We start from the raw sequence: 19,123 nt of genomic DNA on the forward strand, positions 1-19,123 counted from the left end.
ATTTCCGCGCTCGGCTGTTGTTCACGGGTTGTGCGCTCGCCGTCATTCGCTGTGCGCGCGGCTTCGACGCGCAACAATGGCATGCAACCGCTTACGGGCCATCTGCGCACGCAGGAGTGTCAGGTTGAGGACGCGGCGCGCCCGGATGCTCGTGATAAGTGCGCGGGACGGTTTCCCGACGGGAGTGCTGGTCGAGTATCGGGCCGCAAAATCGAACAGCAGGTCTGCCCATTGCCGCGCGACCACATTTTGCGCATAGTTTTCACGCACGTCCTGATAGGCTGCATCAGCGATCTCGCCTCGCAGCTTCGCATCCACCACCAGCCGCTTCAACGCGCCATACCACGCGTCGACGCCGTGTTCGACAAGCAGTCCAGTATTCCCGTCGACAACCGACTCCCTATACGGTGATGTATTGGTATAGACGCCTGCGATCTTCAACGCACCATATTCACGATACTTGTTATTGGTCTTGTAGAGGTTCGACACGGAGCCGGTCATCGGGGCAATCCCGATATCCAGCCCGCTCGACGCCTTGAGCGCAATGAATTCAGCGTAATCATGGACTGTGGGCACGTACGTCACTCGCTCACGGCCGATCAATTCAGGTGGACAGTATCCGAAGAACACCATCGAAACCTGCGAAAACTCGGTGAGTAATCGATCGAACGCGGGGAGAATCTCAACGAAATCGGCGGCGCGCGACACGTTGCCGGCGAAACCGATGCGAACCTCGCCGGGCGCTTTGTCATGCGGTGCGACTCGCTCAATCAACGAAAAATCGAACGGCGCATTCAGATGAACGACGTTAGCGCGCGGGAAACGTTTCCTGATGTAGTCGCCCAACAGCACGGAATTCACGATGACCGCTTTGGCGCCCTGGACCGCTTGTGCGAGCGCTTTGCGCACTCTGGGATACTGGTAGTACTGGGCGAGCCTGGTATTACCCACCAGCTCCCAGAAGTTGTCATCGATATAGTACAAATACGGGACTCGGCGGGTCGCCATCCACGTGAGCATTGGTATCGCTGTAGGATCGCCCACCCGGCTCAGGATCACGGCCCCGCCATTCTGAAGCACATCCGGGGTGAAATATGGCAGCAGGTATTTTTCGACCGTCCCTTTGCTGCCTAGCGCCTCGCGAATCACCCGTTCAACGATGTGGTTGGTGGGAATGTCCCCTTCAATGATCAGCTTCACGTCGACCGGCAAGGACTCGCTGCCTGGCTCCGTCTGGCCCGATTTGCTTGCTTCGTGATGCGACTTGGCCGCGTCATCCGCCATGCGAGCGTGGTCGTTTGCGTCTCGAGGGGTCATAGGTGCAGCAAGTCCATAAACGGGGACGCCGGGGCGTAGAGCATATTAAAGCCGCGGCGATCGACCAGCTCGTACACATAAACCGGTATCGTCGAACGGCACCGGAGCCGGCCGCGCAGCACTGCCGCGCGAACTACGATAGCAATTCGCGCTTATACCGATCGTTACTGCCCGGCTTTGCGCTCGTACTCAGCGAGCACGCGCTTCGCCGGACCATCCATCACTACTTCACCTTTGCGCATCCAGATAACGCGCTCGCAAAAGGCCTGCAGCATCTCAAGACTATGGCTGGAAAAGACCAGAATCTTTCCCTGCTCCATGAACTCATGCATCCTGCGCTTGGCCTTGTTGGCGAACTGCACGTCACCGGCGCCCATGACCTCGTCCAGAAGCAGAATTTCCGGATTGATCGCCGTCGACACCGAGAAGGCCAGGCGGATGAACATACCCGCCGAGTAGGTCTTGACCGGATAGTCCAGGAACTCGCCCAATTCGGAGAATTCGCCGATCTGCTGAATGCGCTCTTCGACCTGAGCTGGCGTCAAACCGAGCAGCATGCCGCGAATCCGGATGTTGTCCCAGCCGGTCTGTGTCATTTCGAACCCGGTGGCGAGTTCGAACATCGCGGACACATGACCGCTGATCGTCGCCTCACCGGAGGTCGGCGGATAAATCCCGGCCATCACCTTCAGAATCGTGCTTTTACCCGCGCCGTTCAAACCGATCAGGCCGACCCGCTCCCCATGCTCGATATCGAGCGTCACGTTCTTTAGCGCGTGAACGACCCGGCGCTCCGTTTTTTCTTTTTTTCCAGTTCGACGAAACGCGTTGAGCACTGTGGACTTGAGACTGTCCTGGCGCGCCGACACGTCGAACTTCACACCCACGTTACGCAGGCTGATCCTCAAATCTTCGGTCATAACACGTATACGATCCGCTGCGACATCTTTCTCACGACATACGTTGCGACCAACCCCGCAACGACGCAATAGCCCAGCGCGACATAGATCACTTCGGCCGGCGGAGCTTCGCTATTGAGCAACGGATAGCGCAGGATCTCGATAAGGTAATACAGTGGATTGAACATGTAGACGAACGCCAGCCCGCGGTCCTTGAGCATCGCGACGGTGAAAATCACCGGCGTCAGATAGAACGCAATCTGGATCAGACTGCCCAGCAAATGCGGCAGATCCCTGAAGCGAACGCCAATATGCGCGACGATCACCAGATGAAAGAAATTGATGGTCAGGAACAGCAGAAAACACGGCACTGCCCAGAGCGCGCCCCACCCCACGTGGCGCTGATAGAGCGCCATGGCGATAAAGAACACCACCAGGCCCACAAAGAACACCACCGTATAAGGCACGATCGCTCGGTACAGGTAAATGATCTTTGGAAACGCAAATTGCTTGATATAGCCTTCGGCGACGACAAACGCCGAGCAACCGTCCACCAGCGACGACGAGATAAACGTCCAGATCACGATACCCAGCGTGAGAAACGGCAAGAACTCGTTCATCGGCTGATGAAAGAGCCGCCCGTAGATCACGCCAATTGCGGTGATGACCGCCCCCAGATTGATGAGAATCCACGCCGGACCAAGCATCGAACTCCGGAAACGGCTCTTGACGTCCTGAAGACCCATATGGAGCCAGACCCGCCAAAGTTTGGCAGCGCTCACGAACTCCATCAAAGACGGACGAGCGCCGGCTCTGTTATACGTGATCATTGATGCTTCGCTCCATTGTGATCATGCCGTCGGCGCGCGAAACCTCGGTGAAACCAAGCTGCACGTACAGGCGGTGTGCACGCTCATTGGTGTCGCGCACCAGCAGATACACCGATGCAAGCCCGAGCGCCTCGCGCGCGAACCCCATCAGCGCCTCGATGCCCTGGCGCATCAAACCCTGCCCCTGGAATTCCGGTGCGACGACGAAACGTCCGATCTCTGCTTTGCCCGCCACGGTGTCGATCCCATAGATCGCCACTTGACCAACACGCGCCTGGGTTGCCGCCTCTTCGACGATAAACACCAGGTCGTCCGCTTTATCGAGGTAGCGCGTGAACCAGCCGGCGTGCTGATCCCACTGCAGCACGTCGGCGGTGCCGAACTGCTGCCGCGCGCCGTCGCGGTTTCGCCACGCGAGCGTGAACGGCAGATCAGCTTCGGCGAGCAGCCTTAAACGAAGGCTGCCCGCCGCAAACGGCGGGTAGGCTTGCTTCATTGTGCAGCGTAGCGCTTCACGAGGCCGGCGATCAGCTCGACGTCCTTGCGCGTGACGCCCATGTGCATCGGCAGCGACAGGATTTCATTGCTGGCTTGATGCGACTTCGGGCACTGGCCCTTGCCGTGCGCATACATGCGGTATTCGGTGTTATCGCGGTAGTGCACGCCCGGATAAACTTCATGCTCGTTCAGCGCAAGCATCAGCTCGTCGCGATTCTTGACGCGAATCTGGAACAGATGGCGCGACGATTCGCAACCCTTGGTGATCGGCACGAGACGCACGTTGGCTTGATCGCCGAGCAGCTCTTCGTACCAGTTCGCCAACTGGCGGCGATACGAGTTGTCGTTGTCCAGATACTTGAGCTGCACGAGGCCGATCGCGGCCATGATCGAGTTGCCGTGATACTTGAAGCCGACTTCCTCGACGTCGTACATCCACTTGTACGCGCCCTGCGAAGCCGTACGTGCGTACGTGTCCTTGTTGATGCCGAGCCAGCTCATCTTGCGTGCGCGTGCATCGTCTTCCGCGTCGCGGAAGCAGATCATGCCCGAGTCAGCCGTCGGCAGGTTCTTGACTGCCTGGAAGCTGAACACAGTCACGTCCGCGTCATGGCCGACATGCTTGCCATGGAAGCGCGTGCCCGACATATGCGCCGCGTCGAGAATCAGCACGAGGCCGCGGTCGCGGCACAGCTTCAGCACGCGCTCATACTGGCCGACGTTGCCGCCGACACCGACGTAGATCACCGCACGCGTACGGTCGGTAATGCGCGCTTCGATGCTTTCCGGATCCAGGCAGAGCGAATCGTCGACGTCGGCGAACACCGGCGACAGCTGCGAGTAGAGAATCGCGTGATTCGACGACACGAAGGTCAGCGGCGTGGTGATGACTTCGTCGCCATCGGCCCAGTTGTGCTTGGTCTTCAGGAGTTCAAACGCCAGGTGCAGGCCAACGGTGTTCGAGCTCAGGAAGTGCGCATTCGGCAGACCCGTGTAAGCCTTCCATGCTTCTTCGAATTGATTGGTCTTGAAACCGAGTCCGGTCCAGCCCTTCTCGAGGCATTCCTTGATCTCGTCGAGGCACTCTTGAATACGGAAATTGGGTACAAACAACTGGATAGCCATAAAGGTCTCCTCGTGAGGCGGGCTAGTTAAATAATTCGGCGTCGGCAAGTGCAGGCGCTGCGGCGTCTTTTTTAGACAGCAGCGGCTCACCCTCGAACGGCCATTCAATTCCAATCGCGGGATCGTTCCATCCCAGCGAGCGCTCGAATTCAGGTGCGTAGTAATCGGTGGTCTTATACAGGAATTCCGCGAAATCGGACAGCACGACAAAGCCGTGCGCGAACCCCTCAGGAATCCACAATTGACGCTTGTTCTCGGCCGACAATTCGACACCCACCCACTTGCCGAACCGCGGCGAACTGCGGCGAATGTCGACCGCCACGTCGAACACGCGGCCGCTCACCACACGCACCAGCTTGCCTTGCGGCTGGCTGATCTGATAGTGCAGGCCGCGCAACACGTTGCGCGCCGAACGCGAGTGATTGTCCTGCACGAACTCGCGCTCGATGCCCGTGGCTTGTGCGAAAGCCTTGGCGTTGAAACTCTCGTAAAAGAAGCCGCGGTCGTCGCCAAACACCTTCGGTTCGAGAATGACGACTTCCGGCAACGCGGTCGGAATAGCGGTCAGATTCATGCAACAGACTCCTGAAGAATGCGGTGCAAATAGGCACCGTAGCCGTTCTTGGCGAGCGGCTTGGCCAGCGCTTCGAGGTCTTCCGCGGAGATCCAGTGATTGCGGAACGCAATCTCTTCGGGGCACGCGACCATCAGACCCTGGCGCTTTTGCAACGTGGCGATAAAGACGGCGGCATCCTGCAGCGAATCGTGCGTGCCGGTATCGAGCCAGGCGTAGCCGCGGCCCATAATCTCGACGTTCAAGCGGCCGTTGCGCAGGTAGTGCAGGTTGACGTCGGTGATTTCAAGCTCACCACGCGCCGACGGACGAATGCCCGCCGCGATATCGCACACGTCGTTGTCGTAAAAGTACAAACCGGTCACCGCGTAGCTGGAACGGGGCGACTTGGGCTTTTCCTCGAGCGAGACCGCGCGGAAGTCCTTGTCGAACTCGACCACACCGTAACGCTCCGGGTCATGCACGTGGTACGCAAAAACTGTCGCGCCCTGCTCCTGCGAAGTGGCATGCTGCAACTGCCCCAGCAGATCGTGGCCGTGAAAAATGTTGTCGCCGAGAATCAGCGCCGACGGATCGTTGCCCACGAAATCGCGGCCGATGATGAAAGCCTGCGCGAGCCCGTCCGGCGAGGGCTGCACCGCATATTGCAGGTTCAAGCCCCAGCGCGCGCCATCGCCCAGCAGTTCCTCGAACCGCGGCGTATCCTGCGGCGTGGAAATGATCAGGATGTCGCGAATTCCGGCCAGCATCAGCGTGCTGAGCGGATAGTAGATCATCGGCTTGTCGTACACCGGCAGCAGCTGCTTCGACACCGAACGCGTGATGGGATAAAGGCGGGTGCCGGAACCACCTGCCAGGATGATGCCTTTTCGTTTCATGATGGATCTCTCAGGTATGCGATGGAGGCACAATCAACCGAGCAACCGGTGTCCCTCGACAAACTCGGCGAGCGCGCGATCCACGCCTTCGCGCCAATCGGGGAGGTCGATATTCAACGCCGCGCGCAGCTTCGACGTATCGAGTCGCGAGTTGGCGGGACGCGCGGCCGCGCTGCCGTAGTCGGCCGCTGCGATCGGCAAAACGTCTTCCGGCTTGACCGAGAGCGGAATACCGGCAGCGGCGAGCGTTTCGACAATATGGCGCGCATATCCGTGCCAGTTGGTTTCGCCCTGTGCGGCCAGGTGGTACACGCCGCTCGGCATTGGCGAAGCACCGTTCAGATACTGGTGCACGGCGAGCGCCGTCACGTCCGCCAGTAGCGATGCGGGCGTCGGCGCGCCGACCTGGTCCGCGACCACGGACAACGACGTGCGGCTGCGCGCCGCACGTGCGATCGACTTGAGGAAGTTGCCACCCTGCAAGCCGAAGACCCAGCTAGTGCGGAAAATCCAGTGCGCCACGTCCACATTCTGCACCGCGATCTCGCCGTCGAGCTTCGAACGGCCATACACGGACAACGGCGCAGTCGCGTCGTCTTCCAGGTACGGGGTCGCCTTGGCTCCGTCGAATACGTAATCCGTCGAATAGTGAACTATCAGGGCGCCGAGTGCCTTGGCTTCGGCCGCCAGCAGCCCCGGCGCCACCGCATTGACGGCGTGCGCGAGCTCAGGCGATGTTTCCGCGGCATCGACGGCCGTGTAACCACCGGCGTTGACGATGACCCGCGGCTTGACCGATCGCACCGTCGCCACAATCTGTTCCGCGGATGCCAGGTCGCAGGTGTCGCGCCCGACTGCCACGACGCGACCAAGGAGCGCCAGGCTCCGGCACAATTCCAGCCCCAGTTGCCCGCGGGCGCCAACTACGAGAATCGCGCCAGTCTCGCCTTCAGACCGCGACTCAAGGTCACGCATAGTGCTGGCCTACCCATTTGCGGTACTCGCCCGACGTGACGTCGTTCACCCACGGCTGGTTGTCGAGATACCACTGCACTGTCTTGCGCAGGCCCGTTTCGAAAGTCTCGGCAGGCCGCCAGCCTAGTTCGCGTTCGAGCTTGCGCGCGTCGATCGCATAACGGCGATCGTGGCCCGGACGATCCTTGATGAAGGTCATCTGGTCGCGATACGAGCCTTCCGCCTTGGGCTTCAGTTCGTCGAGCAGGTCGCACAGGGTATGCACGACTTCGAGGTTGGTTTTCTCGTTCCAGCCGCCGACGTTATAGGTTTCACCCGGCTTGCCGCTCGCGAGCACCTGGCGGATTGCCGAGCAGTGGTCGGTCACATACAGCCAGTCGCGCACGTTCTGACCGTCGCCGTAGATCGGCAACGATTTACCTGCGAGCGCATTCGTGATCATCAACGGAATGAGTTTTTCCGGGAAATGATACGGGCCGTAGTTGTTCGAACAGTTGGTGGTCAGCGTCGGCAAACCGTACGTGTGGTGGTACGCGCGCACCAGATGATCCGATGCGGCTTTCGTGGCCGAATAGGGGCTATTCGGCGCGTACGGGGTTGTTTCGGAAAACTGAGGATCTTGTGGACCGAGCGAGCCGAAGACTTCGTCGGTGGAGACCGCCAGCATGCGGAACGCCGACTTTTCGGCCTCCGGCAACGCGCTCCAGTAGGCGCGGACCGCCTCGAGCAGCGTGAAGGTGCCAACCACGTTGGTTTGCACGAAGTCAGCCGGGCCGTCGATGGAACGGTCAACGTGGCTCTCCGCCGCGAAGTGCACCACGGCGCGCGGCTTGTGCTCGGCCAGCAAGGCGTCGAGCGCGGCACGATCGCAGATGTCGACCCGGGCAAAAATGTGCTTGTCGCTTCCCTGAAGCGACTTAAGCGTGGCCAGATTACCCGCGTACGTGAGTTTGTCCACGTTCACCACAGGTTCGTCGCTTGCACCAAGCCAGTCCAGCACGAAATTCGCGCCGATGAAGCCGGCGCCGCCCGTTACGAGAATCATACAAATCCTTAAGTTGTATTCGTGCGCCGCAGCATAGGCAGCGCGCCCCGCCCCACCTCCGCCGGCGCCTGCAGCACCGGCCGGACGCTCATTGAATGCGGGTCCTCGCAACAATCGGCTGGGATACGCGGCCGTGCCTCATTCGGCAATGGAGACGAAGAGCACCACGGCCAGGCGCGCTTTTGACGCTTTGGGAGCGGAGATTATATGACAGCCAGCCCCCAAAACAATGCCCCCATACAACTTGATACATCGCACCGGAAGCAAAAAAACAGTGGGGGAAGCCCTGACCCATGCAAGCCTGACACAAGCTTGTGGTAATAACGCGACTTAATCCTGCTATCTGGCGGGCGGGCTCGAGCGACCGGCCTGTGGGCAATTACAGGGAAGTTTCGGCGTAGTTTTCCGCTCGCTACAAACCGTTTCGGAATTTTCAGCGCAATTACACGAGAAAATTCCGACACCCAGATTCAATGGCATGGTCGCAAACGGGCACGCCATCCATATCGGGCAGATTTGCCGGGCATTACCTCTGCGAATCGACCTTCGGTAAAAATAACTAGGCCGCCAGCATCCAGCGCAGCGTCTCCATGAATGGAATCGATTCGACTTCCGGCACGAGCGTGCGCAGTTTCGCGGGCGAACCGGCCAGCATCTTGACATCGGTTTGCCGCACGAAGGCGGGATTGATCCGCACGTCGAGCTCGTGGCCTGTCAGATGGCTCGCCGCCGACAGGATGTCGCGCAGCGTATAAGGCGTACCGGTGCAGACATTGACCGTTTCGCCGGCGGCATCCGACTCGAGCAGCGCTTCATAAGCGCTTGCCACGTAGCGTACGTCGGAGAAGTCGCGCGCCACGTCGATATTGCCCAGTTCGATCGCCGGCTCGCGGCGCGCGAAGTGCTCGACGATTTTCGGCACCAGGAAGTTCGATGCCTGGCCGCGGCCGGTATAGTTGAACGGCCGCACGATCAGGATCGGCAGCCGGTCGAACCAGGTCCGCACCATGGTTTCCATGGCCGCCTTGCTGGCGGCGTAGTGATTGACAGGCGTGACCGGAAAGGTCTCGTCGATGGCGTCGCTCGTCACGTTCCCGTAGACGTTCGCGCTGCTCGCGATCAACAGCTTGCGGGGCGTATGGCCGACCGCCGCGCAAGCCTCCAGCAGATTCAGCGTGCCGATTACGTTGACGCGGTAAAAGTCGAGCGGGTCGTCATGGCCCACGAAGCTGATCGCGGCCAGATGAACGATGTAATCGGGCCGCGCGAACTCGATCACCCGCCGGCAGGCTTCGGGCGACGTGATATCGAGTCTGAGCTGCGTCGGCGTTTCAGGCGCGTTGCGCCCGGCGACCGTTTCGATCACAGTGTGGCCTCGGCCGAGCAGGTTATCGACCAGATAGCGGCCGGTAAAGCCGCTCGCTCCGGTGACGAGTGTGCGGATCGGTTGTCCGGCATGAAAAGACGACATGCTTTCTCCGTTCACGAGGATCATCCTGTTGTGCTGCAATATTGCGCCCACCGTTCGCCGTTCCGTTTGCCAGCGGCGCAGGGCGCGGTAGCGGCGCTTCAGACGGGCTATTATGTCACGCTGGCATGCTGCACTGCCCAATGCGGCACGCCGCGTGCGTAACAGCATGTATCAAACCGCACCCACTTCCTCGATGACTCCCGCCACCACGTCCTCCGCCCTCTCCGACTTATCCGCCATGCCTGAACAGCGCCCGGTCCCGCTCGCCTTCGGCGATCTGCAAGGTTGTCGAAAGCCGTTCCAGCAGCTGCTTGCCAAGGCTGCGCCGCCGGCCGGCACGCCGCTCTGGTTTGCCGGCGACCTGGTCAACCGTGGCGCGGAATCGCTCGCCACCTTGCGCGATGTCATCGCGCTGGGCGATCTGGCGGTGCCGGTGCTGGGCAATCACGATCTGCATCTGCTGTCGGTGTCGGCGGGGATTCGCAAGTCGAAAAAAGGCGACACGATCGACGATATTCTCAGCGCGCCGGATGCCGCCGACCTGCTCGACTGGATTCGCCACCGTCCGCTTGCGCACTTCGCGGACGGCATGCTGATGGTGCATGCCGGCGTCTTACCACAATGGGATGTGAACCTGACGCTGGAACTCGCTGACGAATTGCAGCGGGCGTTGCGAGCGCCGAACTGGAAGGAAACGCTTGCCGGTTTGTACGGCAACGAGCCGAACCAGTGGACCCCGAAACTGAAGGGCATCGACCGGTTGCGCGTGACCTGCAGCGCATTGACGCGCGTGCGCTTCTGCAATGCAGAGGGCGCGATGGACTTCAGCAGCAGCGGCGGCCTGAACGCCGCCCCGCCGGGTTGCATGCCGTGGTTCGACGTGCCATCGCGCAGGACCGCTGACGTGACGATGGTGGTCGGCCATTGGGCCGCGCTCGGTCTGATCTTGCGCGACGACCTGATCGCACTCGATTCGGGCTGCGTGTGGGGTGAAAAACTGTCCGCCGTGCGTCTCGCGAAGGATCCCGCGGAACGTACGCTGACGCAGGTGGACTGCGAGTCCTGCCGGGTTCCCAACGGCGGAAATTAGGCCTGCACCGCAGGCGCTTCCTGAAGGCGTATCCGGCTGAGTGAGGCGCCACAGACTCATGCCGGCTCGAAGCGGGCCGGCATGGCAAAACTAGGCGGACCGGCCAGGCGGGTCAATCGGTTCGACCAGTGCCTCGTTGGCCGCGGGCACAGCATGCTGCCCGCCCTGCACCGCGCTGGTTCTCGCCGCGCCGCGCTGCATGTCCCGCAAGGCGGAGGCAACCACCGCTTCAGCTTCAGCGGCCAGCGTGCGCCGGTCCGCGCCAGGCGCGAGCGGCGCGCCGACGTAGACATGAGCGGTGAGCGGCCCGCCGCGCAGCAGCAGATTCAGCGAATCGCCGAGCGACAGATCGTCGATATAGGCCGGCGCGGTAGATTGCCTGCCGTGCGCGTCCTCGTACATGATGCACAGCGGCTGCACCGGCACGGAGGCCGACACGGCCGCCTGGAACATGTTCGCGTGAAATGGCAGCAGCGAGAGCCCGTTGGTCGTCGTGCCTTCAGGGAACACGCACATGAGCTCACCCGCGCTCAGGCGGTCGGCGAGTTCATGCATGATCCGCTTCGCGTCGCTGCGCTTTTCACGCTGAATGAACACCGTGTCCAGTTGCTGCGCGAGCCAGCCGACCACCGGCCATTGTCGGATCTCCGCCTTCGAAACAAACGGCGTGGGCCGCCACGCATTGATCACGTAGATGTCGATCCACGAGATGTGATTGGCGACCACCAGCACGCCACGGTCGAGCCGCTCGCTGTCGTTGTGCACGACAAGCTGCATGCCGCACAGGCGCAGCATCTTCAGCGACCATTCGCGGTTGAGCGCATGACGCACGTCGGCGCCGGCTTTCGGAAAGCGGGTCGCCACGATCCACATGCCGTGCAACAGATGCGTGATGAGACGGGCCTTGCGTAACGCGAGCTTCATTGTCGGTGCGTTCCGTATTGGGTCGATAAACGTAGCAATAAGCGTGGCAATAAGCGGGCGATGCTGCGGATATTAACGCTGTTCGAATGCGACGTGACCGGAGACGATGGTCGCTCGCACGCGCGCCGGCAGTTCGTAACCGAGGAACGGCGTGTTGTGCCCCTGGCTCTTCAGCGCACGCGGCTCGACGCGCCAATGCGCGTGCGGGTCGAATACGCAGAGATCGGCCACGCCGCCCACGGCAATACGGCCGGCTCCGTCCAGCTTGAGCACATCGGCCGGCGCCGTGGTGATGCGGTTCAATGCCTTGGCGAGCGGCAAGCCTGCTTCGTCGGCCCACTTCACCGTCAGCGAAAGGAACAGTTCCAGCCCGGTTGCGCCCGGCGTGGCCTCGGCGAACGGCAGCAGCTTTTCGTCGTCGTCGACCGGCGTGTGGTCAGAGCAGATCGCGTCGATCGTGCCGTCGACGAGACCCGCGCGGATCGCCTCGCGATCGCGCTGTTGACGCAGCGGCGGATCGAGCCGGAACTGCGCATCGAAATAGCCGATGTCGAGGTCGATCAGATGCACGTGATTGACGGTGACGTCGCACGATACCGGCAAGCCCTCGGCCTTGGCCGTGCGCATCAGCTCGATGCCCGCCGCCGACGACACGTGCGACAGATGCACGCGCGCCCCGGTCACCCGCACCAGTTCGAAGATAGTATGCAGCGCGATGGTTTCCGCCGACACCGGCACGCCCGACAACCCGAGCCGCGACGCCAGCGCACCGCTCGCGGCCACGCCACCCTTGCCGAGATAAGCGTCCACCGGACGCAACCATACGGTGTAGCCGTAGGTCTTCGCGTATTGCAGTGCGCGCATCAGCACCTGGGTGTCGACCACCGGCACGTCGGCCTGCGAGAAGCCGATGCAGCCGGCTTCCGTCAGTTGGACCATCTCCGTGATCACTTGCCCCTTGAGTCCGACCGTCAGCGCGCCCAGCGGGTACACGTGCGCCTGGTTCAGATTGCGCGCGCGGAACTTGAGCATCTCGACGAGGCCCGGTTCATCGAGCGTCGGATCGGTGTCCGGCGGACACACGAGGCTCGTCACACCGCCCGCGAGCGCGGCGGCCATTTCCGATTCGAGCGTCGCCTTGTGCTCGTAGCCCGGTTCGCGCAATCGCGCGGACAGATCGACCAGCCCCGGCGCAACATAAAGGCCTTTGGCGTCGATCGTCCTGGCCGCGTGAAAGTCGGCGGGCGCGTTGCCAATGGCAACGATCTTGCCCGCTTCGATAAAAACGTCCTGCTGCTGTTCGGTGCCCGCTGCTGGATCGATCAGCGTGCCGCCTTGAATATGAATCTTCATGCGCTGCCTTATTCTTTAATCGTGATTGCCCGCGACGATACCCATCACGGCCATGCGCACCGCGATACCGAAAGTCACCTGGTTCAGAATCACCGATTGCGGGCCGTCGGCCACCTGCGAATCGATTTCGACGCCGCGATTCATCGGGCCCGGATGCATCACGATCGCATCGGGCGCGGCGAGCGCGAGACGCTCCGGCGTGAGACCCCAGCTCTTGAAGTACTCCTGCGCCGACGGCAGCAGCGCGCCGCTCATCCGCTCGTTCTGCAACCGCAGCATGATGATGACGTCGACGCCCTTCAGGCCTTCGTCGAGATTGTGGAACACCCGCACGCCCATCTGCTCGAGACCGCCCGGCAACAGCGTGCGCGGACCGATCGCGCGCACTTCCGGCACGCCGAGCGTGGTCAGCGCGTGAATATCCGAGCGCGCCACCCGCGAATGCAGAATGTCGCCGACGATCGCCACACGCAGCTGCGTGAAATCCTTCTTGTAGTGGCGGATCGTGTACATGTCGAGCAGCCCCTGGGTGGGGTGCGCATGACGGCCGTCGCCGGCATTGATCACGTGCACGTGGGGCGCACAATGCTGGGCGATCAGATAAGGCGCGCCGCTCGAAGCATGACGCACGACGAACATGTCGGCGTGCATGGCCGAGAGGTTGTTAATCGTGTCGAGCAGAGACTCGCCCTTGCTGGTCGAGGACGCGTTGATGTTCAGATTCAGCACGTCCGCGGACAGACGCGTCGCGGCGATTTCGAAGGTGGTACGGGTGCGCGTCGAGTTCTCGAAGAACAGGTTGAACACCGATTTGCCGCGCAACAGCGGCACCTTCTTCACTTCGCGATCGGTCACGCTGACGAACTGGTCGGCGGTATCGAGAATCTGATTGACGATCGCCTTCGGCAAACCCTCGATCGACAACAGATGTTTGAGCTCGCCGTTTTTCGTGAGCTGCGGGTTGCCCTTCAGGAAGCCGTAACGGAAGCGCTCAGTGGCGCTGTCGGCGGAATCCTTAGGAGCCGGGGTGGCGGTGTTCATGGTGTACCTGCTTCAAATACGGGCTTCAACGTGATCGATGTCGATGCGCACCGCGCACGACGGTGCCGGACGCGGCCGGCGCGGCTTCATGCGAGGCCTCGCGCCGCCTTCAATCGACGCGTGCTTCAGTGTGAAAGGTGAAACGCGGCTGGCCCTGCGCGCCGCTCTCTTCTCGGGCCAGCACCAGTGTCGCGTCGGCGGGAATGTTCACCTGGGCGCCGACAAAGCGCGCCGCCACCGGCAATTCGCGCCCGCCGCGATCGGCGAGCACCGCCAGCTCGACCGAGGCCGGACGGCCATAGTCGTACAGCTCATTGACTGCCGCGCGGATCGTGCGGCCGGTGTACAGCACGTCGTCCACCAGCACGATACGGCTCCCGTCGACGGAAAACGGCAAGGCGGTTGGGCTGGCCTGCGCGTGCAGACCTTTTTTCGCGTAGTCGTCGCGATGTAGCGCCACGTTCACCACGCCGAAGCTCGGCAGGTTCAGGTCGTGGGCCAGCCGCTCGGCAAGCCATGCGCCGCCGCTGTGGATACCGGCCAGCACGGCGCCTTCGGCGCCGCCTTGCGTGGCGCCCAGCCGGTCGCCATACGCCGCGCGAATCTGGTCGAGCAGCGCGTGATAGAGCGCTTCGGCGTCAATGGAACTCATGATGGTCGGAAAGTCCGTCTAGATATTGCTGAAGGATGATGCTGGCGGCTTCGGCGTCGAGCATGTCGGCGCGGCCTTTGCCGGCGCGGATTTCCGCCTTTGCCTCGACCGACGAATAACGCTCGTCGATCCACGTGACCGGCAGATTGAAGCGGCCGTTCAGCTGATTGCCGAAGCGCTTCGCAAGTTGCGTCATTTCGTGGGGCGTGCCGTCCGGATGCATCGGCAAGCCGACGATCAGGGCGTCCGGCTTCCACTCGGCAATCAGCTTGCCCACCTCTTCGAAGCGGTATTCGCGGCTGCGATTCTGCACGATCACGAGCGGGCGCGCGCGCCTGGTCAGCGAATTGCCGACCGCCACGCCGATGCGTTTTTCACCGTAGTCGAACGCAAGCAGCGTCGCCTCACGTCCGGCCGGCAGGCTCATGCGTGACCTGCCTCGCCCGACAACATGGATAGCGAAATGCCGAGCAATGCAAGGGCGGCTTCGAGGCGCTCTTCGGCCGGCACGTCGAAGACGATGTTCGGGTCGGCCTCGACAGTCAGCCAGCCGTTCTTCGAAATCTCTTCTTCGAGCTGACCCGCGCCCCAGCCGGCGTGGCCGAGCGTGAGCAGAAACCGCTCCGGACCCGTGCCGCTCGCGACCGCTTCGAGCACGTCTTTCGAGGTGGTCATCTCGAGACCGCCCGGCACCGACATGGACGAGGTGTACGCGTTGCCGTCTTTCGGATCGTGCAGCACGAAGCCGCGCTCGGTTTGCACCGGGCCGCCGAAATACACGGGCACATGGAGAAGGGGCTCGATCTCGAGCTTGAGGTCGATGCGATTGAAGAGCGCTTGCAGGTCGATATCGGTCGGCCGGTTGATCACGAGGCCGAGCGCACCGCGCTCACTGTGATCGCAAAGGTAGACCACCGTTCCTGAAAACGTCGGATCGGCCATGTTCGGCATGGCGATCAGGAACTGGTTGGTCAGATTGATGCGATCGGTACTCTTGGACATAGTTCGGATTTTAGCAAAGACGATGCGGGATGGCGGGCTTTGAGCGTGGAACCGTGTGGCATGCCACGAAGGGGGCCGCCCGCCATCGACGGCCAATCAAGTTCCACTCTATCACGCACGCGGGCCCTGGCCACCGCGCAGATTAGCGGTGTTTTGCGGCACGCCTGTTGTGACCCGCCGGGTGGTGCTGCGGTGCCCATGCCGGTGCCCGTTGCCATTGCCTGTTGCCATTGCCTGCTGCCTCTGTGTCACCTGAGTGACCTGACACGCGGACCGGTCACGCACCGCCCTGCTCGATCGCCCGCGTCAACGCGCTCAACGCAGCGTTGCCGCCGGGCGGCGCCACGCCCGCGGCTACCTTATGCAGCGTCGCCCGCAAGGCCTCGGCGGCCTGCTCGAGCGTGCGCGCCGGGGGTGCGCCGACAATCACATGCGCGCGCACCGCCGGCGTCGACACGCCCGCATGCGCCCGACGGCGCCAGGCGAGCCCCAGCGCATCGGCCAGCAGCGCCACGTGGCCGAGGCCGAGCGCGCACGCGGCGGAGCCGAGCCGGTAGGCGGCGCCGCCCGCCTGCAACGCTTCGGTGGGATCGGCTTTCTCCGGCTGATCGGCCGCTCGGGCATGCTCGGTCAGGGCGGAGATCGAGGCATCCGCCGTCTGCAGGAAATCTTCGTAGGCGTTCGCGTTGACAGTCAGCAGACCCAGTTCGCGCGTCAATGTGGTGCGGGTGGCGGTGAACGCCTGTGCCTCAGCGGCGCCCGCTTCCCACAGCATTTCCGATGCCTGGGTGGCCGCCACGTGCCAATCGACCGTCAAACCGTAGTCGTGCAGCACTTCCACCTGATCGGCATCTTCCGCGGCGGCGCCGAACAAGGCGTAGTCGCGCCATAGCAGTGCGAGCGTCGCGCGCACGAGGGAACGCGGCGCGAGTTCGATGCCGCGCGCGTGATCGGCCAGCGCGAGGTTGCAGCGGGCGTAGAAGCGCCGCGCGTCGGTCTCGCCGGTGGCGCGTCCGCCCAGCCGCAACGCCTTGGCGCAGGCCTTGGCGAGGCGCCAGAAATCGTAGGGATCGGGACCTGCGAGCTCGCCGAAAACGAGGTCCAGTTCGTCGAGCGCCGCATTGGTGGCGGCCAGCGCCGCCGCGCTGCCGGAATCCGGTTGCGAGCGCAACACCGGCAACAGCGCGCGCTCGTAGCGCGCCCGCAAATGGGCAAGCTGATCAGCCGGTTGCGCGTGCAGCGACACCGGCGGCACCGGCCGCGCGGCCAGCGCGAGATCTTCAAAGGCGACCGTGGAACCGGGCGTGTGCTCGGACAGATGCGTGCTGAGCGCGCGGTAGTGATTGAACAACACTGGCGAGCAGGACAACTCGCGCAAATTGTGACGCTCGAGCGCCGCGCGAAAATCGCGCAAGGCCGCACCGAACACGGGCCGCGCGCTGTCTGCGTCGGCCGGGTCGCCCGCGGCGGCAAGCGGCGAGACCCGCACCAGCGCATCCGTGAAGCGCTGTGCGCTCAGCCAGCCGGCTCCGCGCAACGCTTGCGAAGCGCGAACGAGAGCCGACGTGCCCTCGCTACGCTGTTCGAAAGCGAGCAGCGCCTCCGCCAGCGCGAGCTCTGCAAGACGAACGGCGCCGCCGCGTGGATTCGGCAAGGCGTCGAAGGGAACGGGTGTGGCGGGTCGAAGAGTCATGGGCAGGCGACACGAAGCTGACGGGCCGACGCCTGGCAACGCGCGCAGACTGCTCGGCTAACGCGCAAACCGGCGACAGGACAATGACAGACTACCGTTGCTAACATTGCGACAAGGCGCGGCCAAGGACGTTCCACACCGTCATATTTGGGGCAACCTTCAGCGTGCAGGGAGCGCGTTCGCCCCAACAGCGACCGGCCGCGAAACGCCGCGCCGGCGCATGCGGCACGCCCTCAGCCGGCCACGCCGGCTGCCCCTGCACTTCAGATCTGGACCATCTCGAAGTCTTCCTTGCGCGCGCCGCACTCCGGACAGGTCCAGTTAATGGGCACGTCTTCCCAGCGGGTGCCCGGCGCAATGCCTTCGTCCGGCAGACCGGCTTCTTCGTCGTAAATCCAGCCGCAAATCAGGCACATCCAGCTTTGATATTCCATTCTTGTGTCGCGTCGTAGAGTCCGTGGAAACGGGAGCCATGATGGTACCGTGTTGCCGCCCCAATGCCTAGCAATCAGAAGCCCGCGATCGTAGCCTGCGGCGGCCTTTGGCTAGAGGTTTTCGTCGGCTCGCCGGACGATCTCGGCGCCATGCCGCGTATCGGCCGCACCGCCTCGAACCATGCGAAAAAACGCCCCCGCGACGGATTAGGCCGCATAATTGAGTCGATTGCGCACTCGCGCACCCAAATCCAGTTCCTTTTAGTCAACTTTCATGCCCAGCGACACGCCTCCGATCGTCCTCACCTTCGGCCTCTCCGATCCCACTGGCGGCTCCGGACTGCAAGCCGACCTGATGACTCTTGCCAGCATGGGCTGCCATGGCATCTCCGTGCTCACGGGCTACACCGTGCGCGATTCGGCAAGCTGCGACGAAGTCACCGGGCTCGATCCCGAGGTGGTCGCGACGCAGGCCCGGATGCTGCTCGAAGACATGCCGGTCGCCGCGTTCAAGGTGGGTGCCTGCACGCGCGCGGAGGTGGTGAGCGCGATTGCCGAAGTGGTCGCCGACTACGACGACATTCCGCTGATCCTCGCCCCCGATTTCACGCTCGACGACGAGCACGTGCTCGCCGCCGACGAACTGCGCGAAGCGATCGCCGATCTGCTCGCGCCGCAAACCACCTTGCTGGTGGCCGATTCGGCCACGCTGCTCGCGCTCGCCCAGCCGGACGGCGACGCCGAAGCACCGAGCCTCGACGCGGCCATTTCGCACCTGCTGTCGCAAGGCTGTGAATACATTCTCTCGACGGAAACCGGCACGCACCGGCACGTCAACACGCTCTTCAGCGAAGACGGGCAATTGCGCCAGGACATGTGGGACCGCGGCAGCCATCGGATCATGGGCTTGACCGATACGCTGGGGTCGGCGATTGCGGCGCTGCTGGCTAACGGCCAGGAACCCGCGGAAGCGGTCCGTGAGGCGCAGGAGTATCTGTACCAGGCGGTACGCAGCGCATTCCGGCCGGGCATGGGCGCGTATCTGCCGGACCGGTTTTTCTGGGCGCGCAGCAGCGACGACGAAACGCCGCCGGCAACCGGCAAGGACGTAGCGCCCGGCGAAGCGCGGCACTGATTGCAGGCCAGGCGCTGAAGGAGTGAGCGCCTGCTGATTCGCGCACCACACGCTAGTACGCTGGCCAGGCGCAACTGCAAGCGCCCCAAAAAAACCCGCATCTCTGCGGGTTTTTTCTTTTGGGAAGCGCGCCTTGCAGCGCACTTCCCCACGCATTCCCAACTGAGCCCCGTAGCGGAGCCCAACC

20 protein-coding genes are annotated in these 19,123 nt (G+C 62.7%); 2 read left to right on the plus strand and 18 right to left on the minus strand.

Features of this window, described 5'->3' with window-relative positions; genetic code table 11:
- Positions 1-42 precede the first annotated feature (42 nt).
- The 10 genes from A6V37_RS07155 to A6V37_RS07200 all read right to left on the minus strand — a co-directional run bounded on the left by A6V37_RS07155 (position 43) and on the right by A6V37_RS07200 (position 9,612).
- Complete coding sequence (locus A6V37_RS07155; RefSeq protein ID WP_064272414.1) at positions 43-1,284, minus strand: glycosyltransferase family protein; 1,242 nt, start codon at positions 1,282-1,284, stop codon at positions 43-45.
- A 197-nt stretch (positions 1,285-1,481) separates the two neighbouring features.
- Positions 1,482-2,237, minus strand: coding sequence for an ABC transporter ATP-binding protein (locus A6V37_RS07160; RefSeq protein ID WP_064272415.1), 756 nt, complete (start codon positions 2,235-2,237; stop codon positions 1,482-1,484).
- Positions 2,234-2,998 carry an ABC transporter permease gene (locus A6V37_RS07165; protein ID WP_165614512.1) on the minus strand — a complete coding sequence of 255 codons (765 nt, stop codon included), beginning with the start codon at positions 2,996-2,998 and terminating at the stop codon, positions 2,234-2,236. The genes A6V37_RS07160 and A6V37_RS07165 overlap by 4 nt, the downstream gene beginning before the upstream one ends.
- Positions 2,999-3,032: 34 nt before the next feature.
- The gene (locus tag A6V37_RS07170; protein WP_064272417.1) at positions 3,033-3,542 is read right to left on the minus strand and encodes a GNAT family N-acetyltransferase; all 510 of its coding nucleotides are present in this window, start codon (positions 3,540-3,542) and stop codon (positions 3,033-3,035) included.
- A complete protein-coding gene (locus tag A6V37_RS07175) occupies positions 3,539-4,669 on the minus strand; it encodes a DegT/DnrJ/EryC1/StrS family aminotransferase (protein WP_064272418.1) in 1,131 nt (376 codons plus the stop codon). Before A6V37_RS07175 ends, A6V37_RS07170 begins: the two co-directional genes overlap by 4 nt.
- Positions 4,670-4,691: 22 nt before the next feature.
- Positions 4,692-5,243, minus strand: coding sequence for a dTDP-4-dehydrorhamnose 3,5-epimerase (gene rfbC / locus A6V37_RS07180; RefSeq protein WP_064272419.1), 552 nt, complete (start codon positions 5,241-5,243; stop codon positions 4,692-4,694).
- Positions 5,240-6,121, minus strand: coding sequence for a glucose-1-phosphate thymidylyltransferase RfbA (gene rfbA / locus A6V37_RS07185; protein ID WP_064272420.1), 882 nt, complete (start codon positions 6,119-6,121; stop codon positions 5,240-5,242). Before rfbA ends, rfbC begins: the two co-directional genes overlap by 4 nt.
- Before the next feature lie 33 nt (positions 6,122-6,154).
- Positions 6,155-7,096, minus strand: coding sequence for a dTDP-4-dehydrorhamnose reductase (rfbD, locus tag A6V37_RS07190; RefSeq protein ID WP_064272421.1), 942 nt, complete (start codon positions 7,094-7,096; stop codon positions 6,155-6,157).
- Positions 7,089-8,141 (minus strand): dTDP-glucose 4,6-dehydratase, encoded by a 1,053-nt coding sequence (gene rfbB / locus A6V37_RS07195; protein WP_064272422.1) that lies wholly within the window; start codon positions 8,139-8,141, stop codon positions 7,089-7,091. The genes rfbD and rfbB overlap by 8 nt, the downstream gene beginning before the upstream one ends.
- Before the next feature lie 559 nt (positions 8,142-8,700).
- Complete coding sequence (locus A6V37_RS07200; RefSeq protein WP_064272588.1) at positions 8,701-9,612, minus strand: GDP-mannose 4,6-dehydratase; 912 nt, start codon at positions 9,610-9,612, stop codon at positions 8,701-8,703.
- Positions 9,613-9,850: 238 nt separating this feature from the next.
- On the opposite strand from A6V37_RS07200, the gene A6V37_RS07205 reads away from it, so the two are divergent.
- Positions 9,851-10,702, plus strand: a complete 852-nt coding sequence (locus A6V37_RS07205) for a symmetrical bis(5'-nucleosyl)-tetraphosphatase (RefSeq protein ID WP_423213173.1) — start codon at positions 9,851-9,853, stop codon at positions 10,700-10,702.
- 90 nt (positions 10,703-10,792) lie between these two features.
- Here the strand turns inward: A6V37_RS07205 and A6V37_RS07210 are convergent, their stop codons facing one another.
- From A6V37_RS07210 to A6V37_RS07245, 8 genes are all read right to left on the minus strand, one after another.
- Entirely contained in the window at positions 10,793-11,626 is an 834-nt protein-coding gene (locus A6V37_RS07210; protein WP_064272423.1) for a lysophospholipid acyltransferase family protein, read from the minus strand.
- Positions 11,627-11,698: 72 nt separating this feature from the next.
- A complete protein-coding gene (locus A6V37_RS07215) occupies positions 11,699-12,979 on the minus strand; it encodes a dihydroorotase (RefSeq protein WP_064272424.1) in 1,281 nt (426 codons plus the stop codon).
- A 15-nt stretch (positions 12,980-12,994) separates the two neighbouring features.
- On the minus strand, positions 12,995-14,020 hold the full coding sequence (locus A6V37_RS07220; protein WP_064272425.1) for an aspartate carbamoyltransferase catalytic subunit: 1,026 nt from the start codon (positions 14,018-14,020) through the stop codon (positions 12,995-12,997).
- Between the two features lie 109 nt (positions 14,021-14,129).
- Positions 14,130-14,672, minus strand: coding sequence for a bifunctional pyr operon transcriptional regulator/uracil phosphoribosyltransferase PyrR (gene pyrR, locus A6V37_RS07225; RefSeq protein WP_064272426.1), 543 nt, complete (start codon positions 14,670-14,672; stop codon positions 14,130-14,132).
- Positions 14,659-15,099 carry a Holliday junction resolvase RuvX gene (gene ruvX, locus A6V37_RS07230; protein ID WP_064272427.1) on the minus strand — a complete coding sequence of 147 codons (441 nt, stop codon included), beginning with the start codon at positions 15,097-15,099 and terminating at the stop codon, positions 14,659-14,661. The genes pyrR and ruvX overlap by 14 nt, the downstream gene beginning before the upstream one ends.
- A complete protein-coding gene (locus A6V37_RS07235; protein WP_064272428.1) occupies positions 15,096-15,674 on the minus strand; it encodes a YqgE/AlgH family protein in 579 nt (192 codons plus the stop codon). The genes ruvX and A6V37_RS07235 overlap by 4 nt, the downstream gene beginning before the upstream one ends.
- Before the next feature lie 277 nt (positions 15,675-15,951).
- Positions 15,952-17,367, minus strand: coding sequence for a FimL-related protein (locus tag A6V37_RS07240; RefSeq protein WP_064272429.1), 1,416 nt, complete (start codon positions 17,365-17,367; stop codon positions 15,952-15,954).
- A gap of 263 nt (positions 17,368-17,630) precedes the next feature.
- A complete protein-coding gene (locus A6V37_RS07245; protein ID WP_006047743.1) occupies positions 17,631-17,801 on the minus strand; it encodes a rubredoxin in 171 nt (56 codons plus the stop codon).
- 274 nt (positions 17,802-18,075) lie between these two features.
- Here A6V37_RS07245 and A6V37_RS07250 point away from each other — a divergent pair, with 274 nt between their 5' ends.
- Positions 18,076-18,936: a hydroxymethylpyrimidine/phosphomethylpyrimidine kinase gene (locus A6V37_RS07250; RefSeq protein ID WP_064285880.1), complete on the plus strand. Its 861-nt coding sequence runs from the start codon at positions 18,076-18,078 to the stop codon at positions 18,934-18,936.
- Positions 18,937-19,123: the final 187 nt, after the last annotated feature.

Origin of the sequence: Paraburkholderia ginsengiterrae (assembly GCF_001645125.1) — a bacterium.
GTDB classification, from domain to species: Bacteria; Pseudomonadota; Gammaproteobacteria; order Burkholderiales; family Burkholderiaceae; genus Paraburkholderia; species Paraburkholderia ginsengiterrae.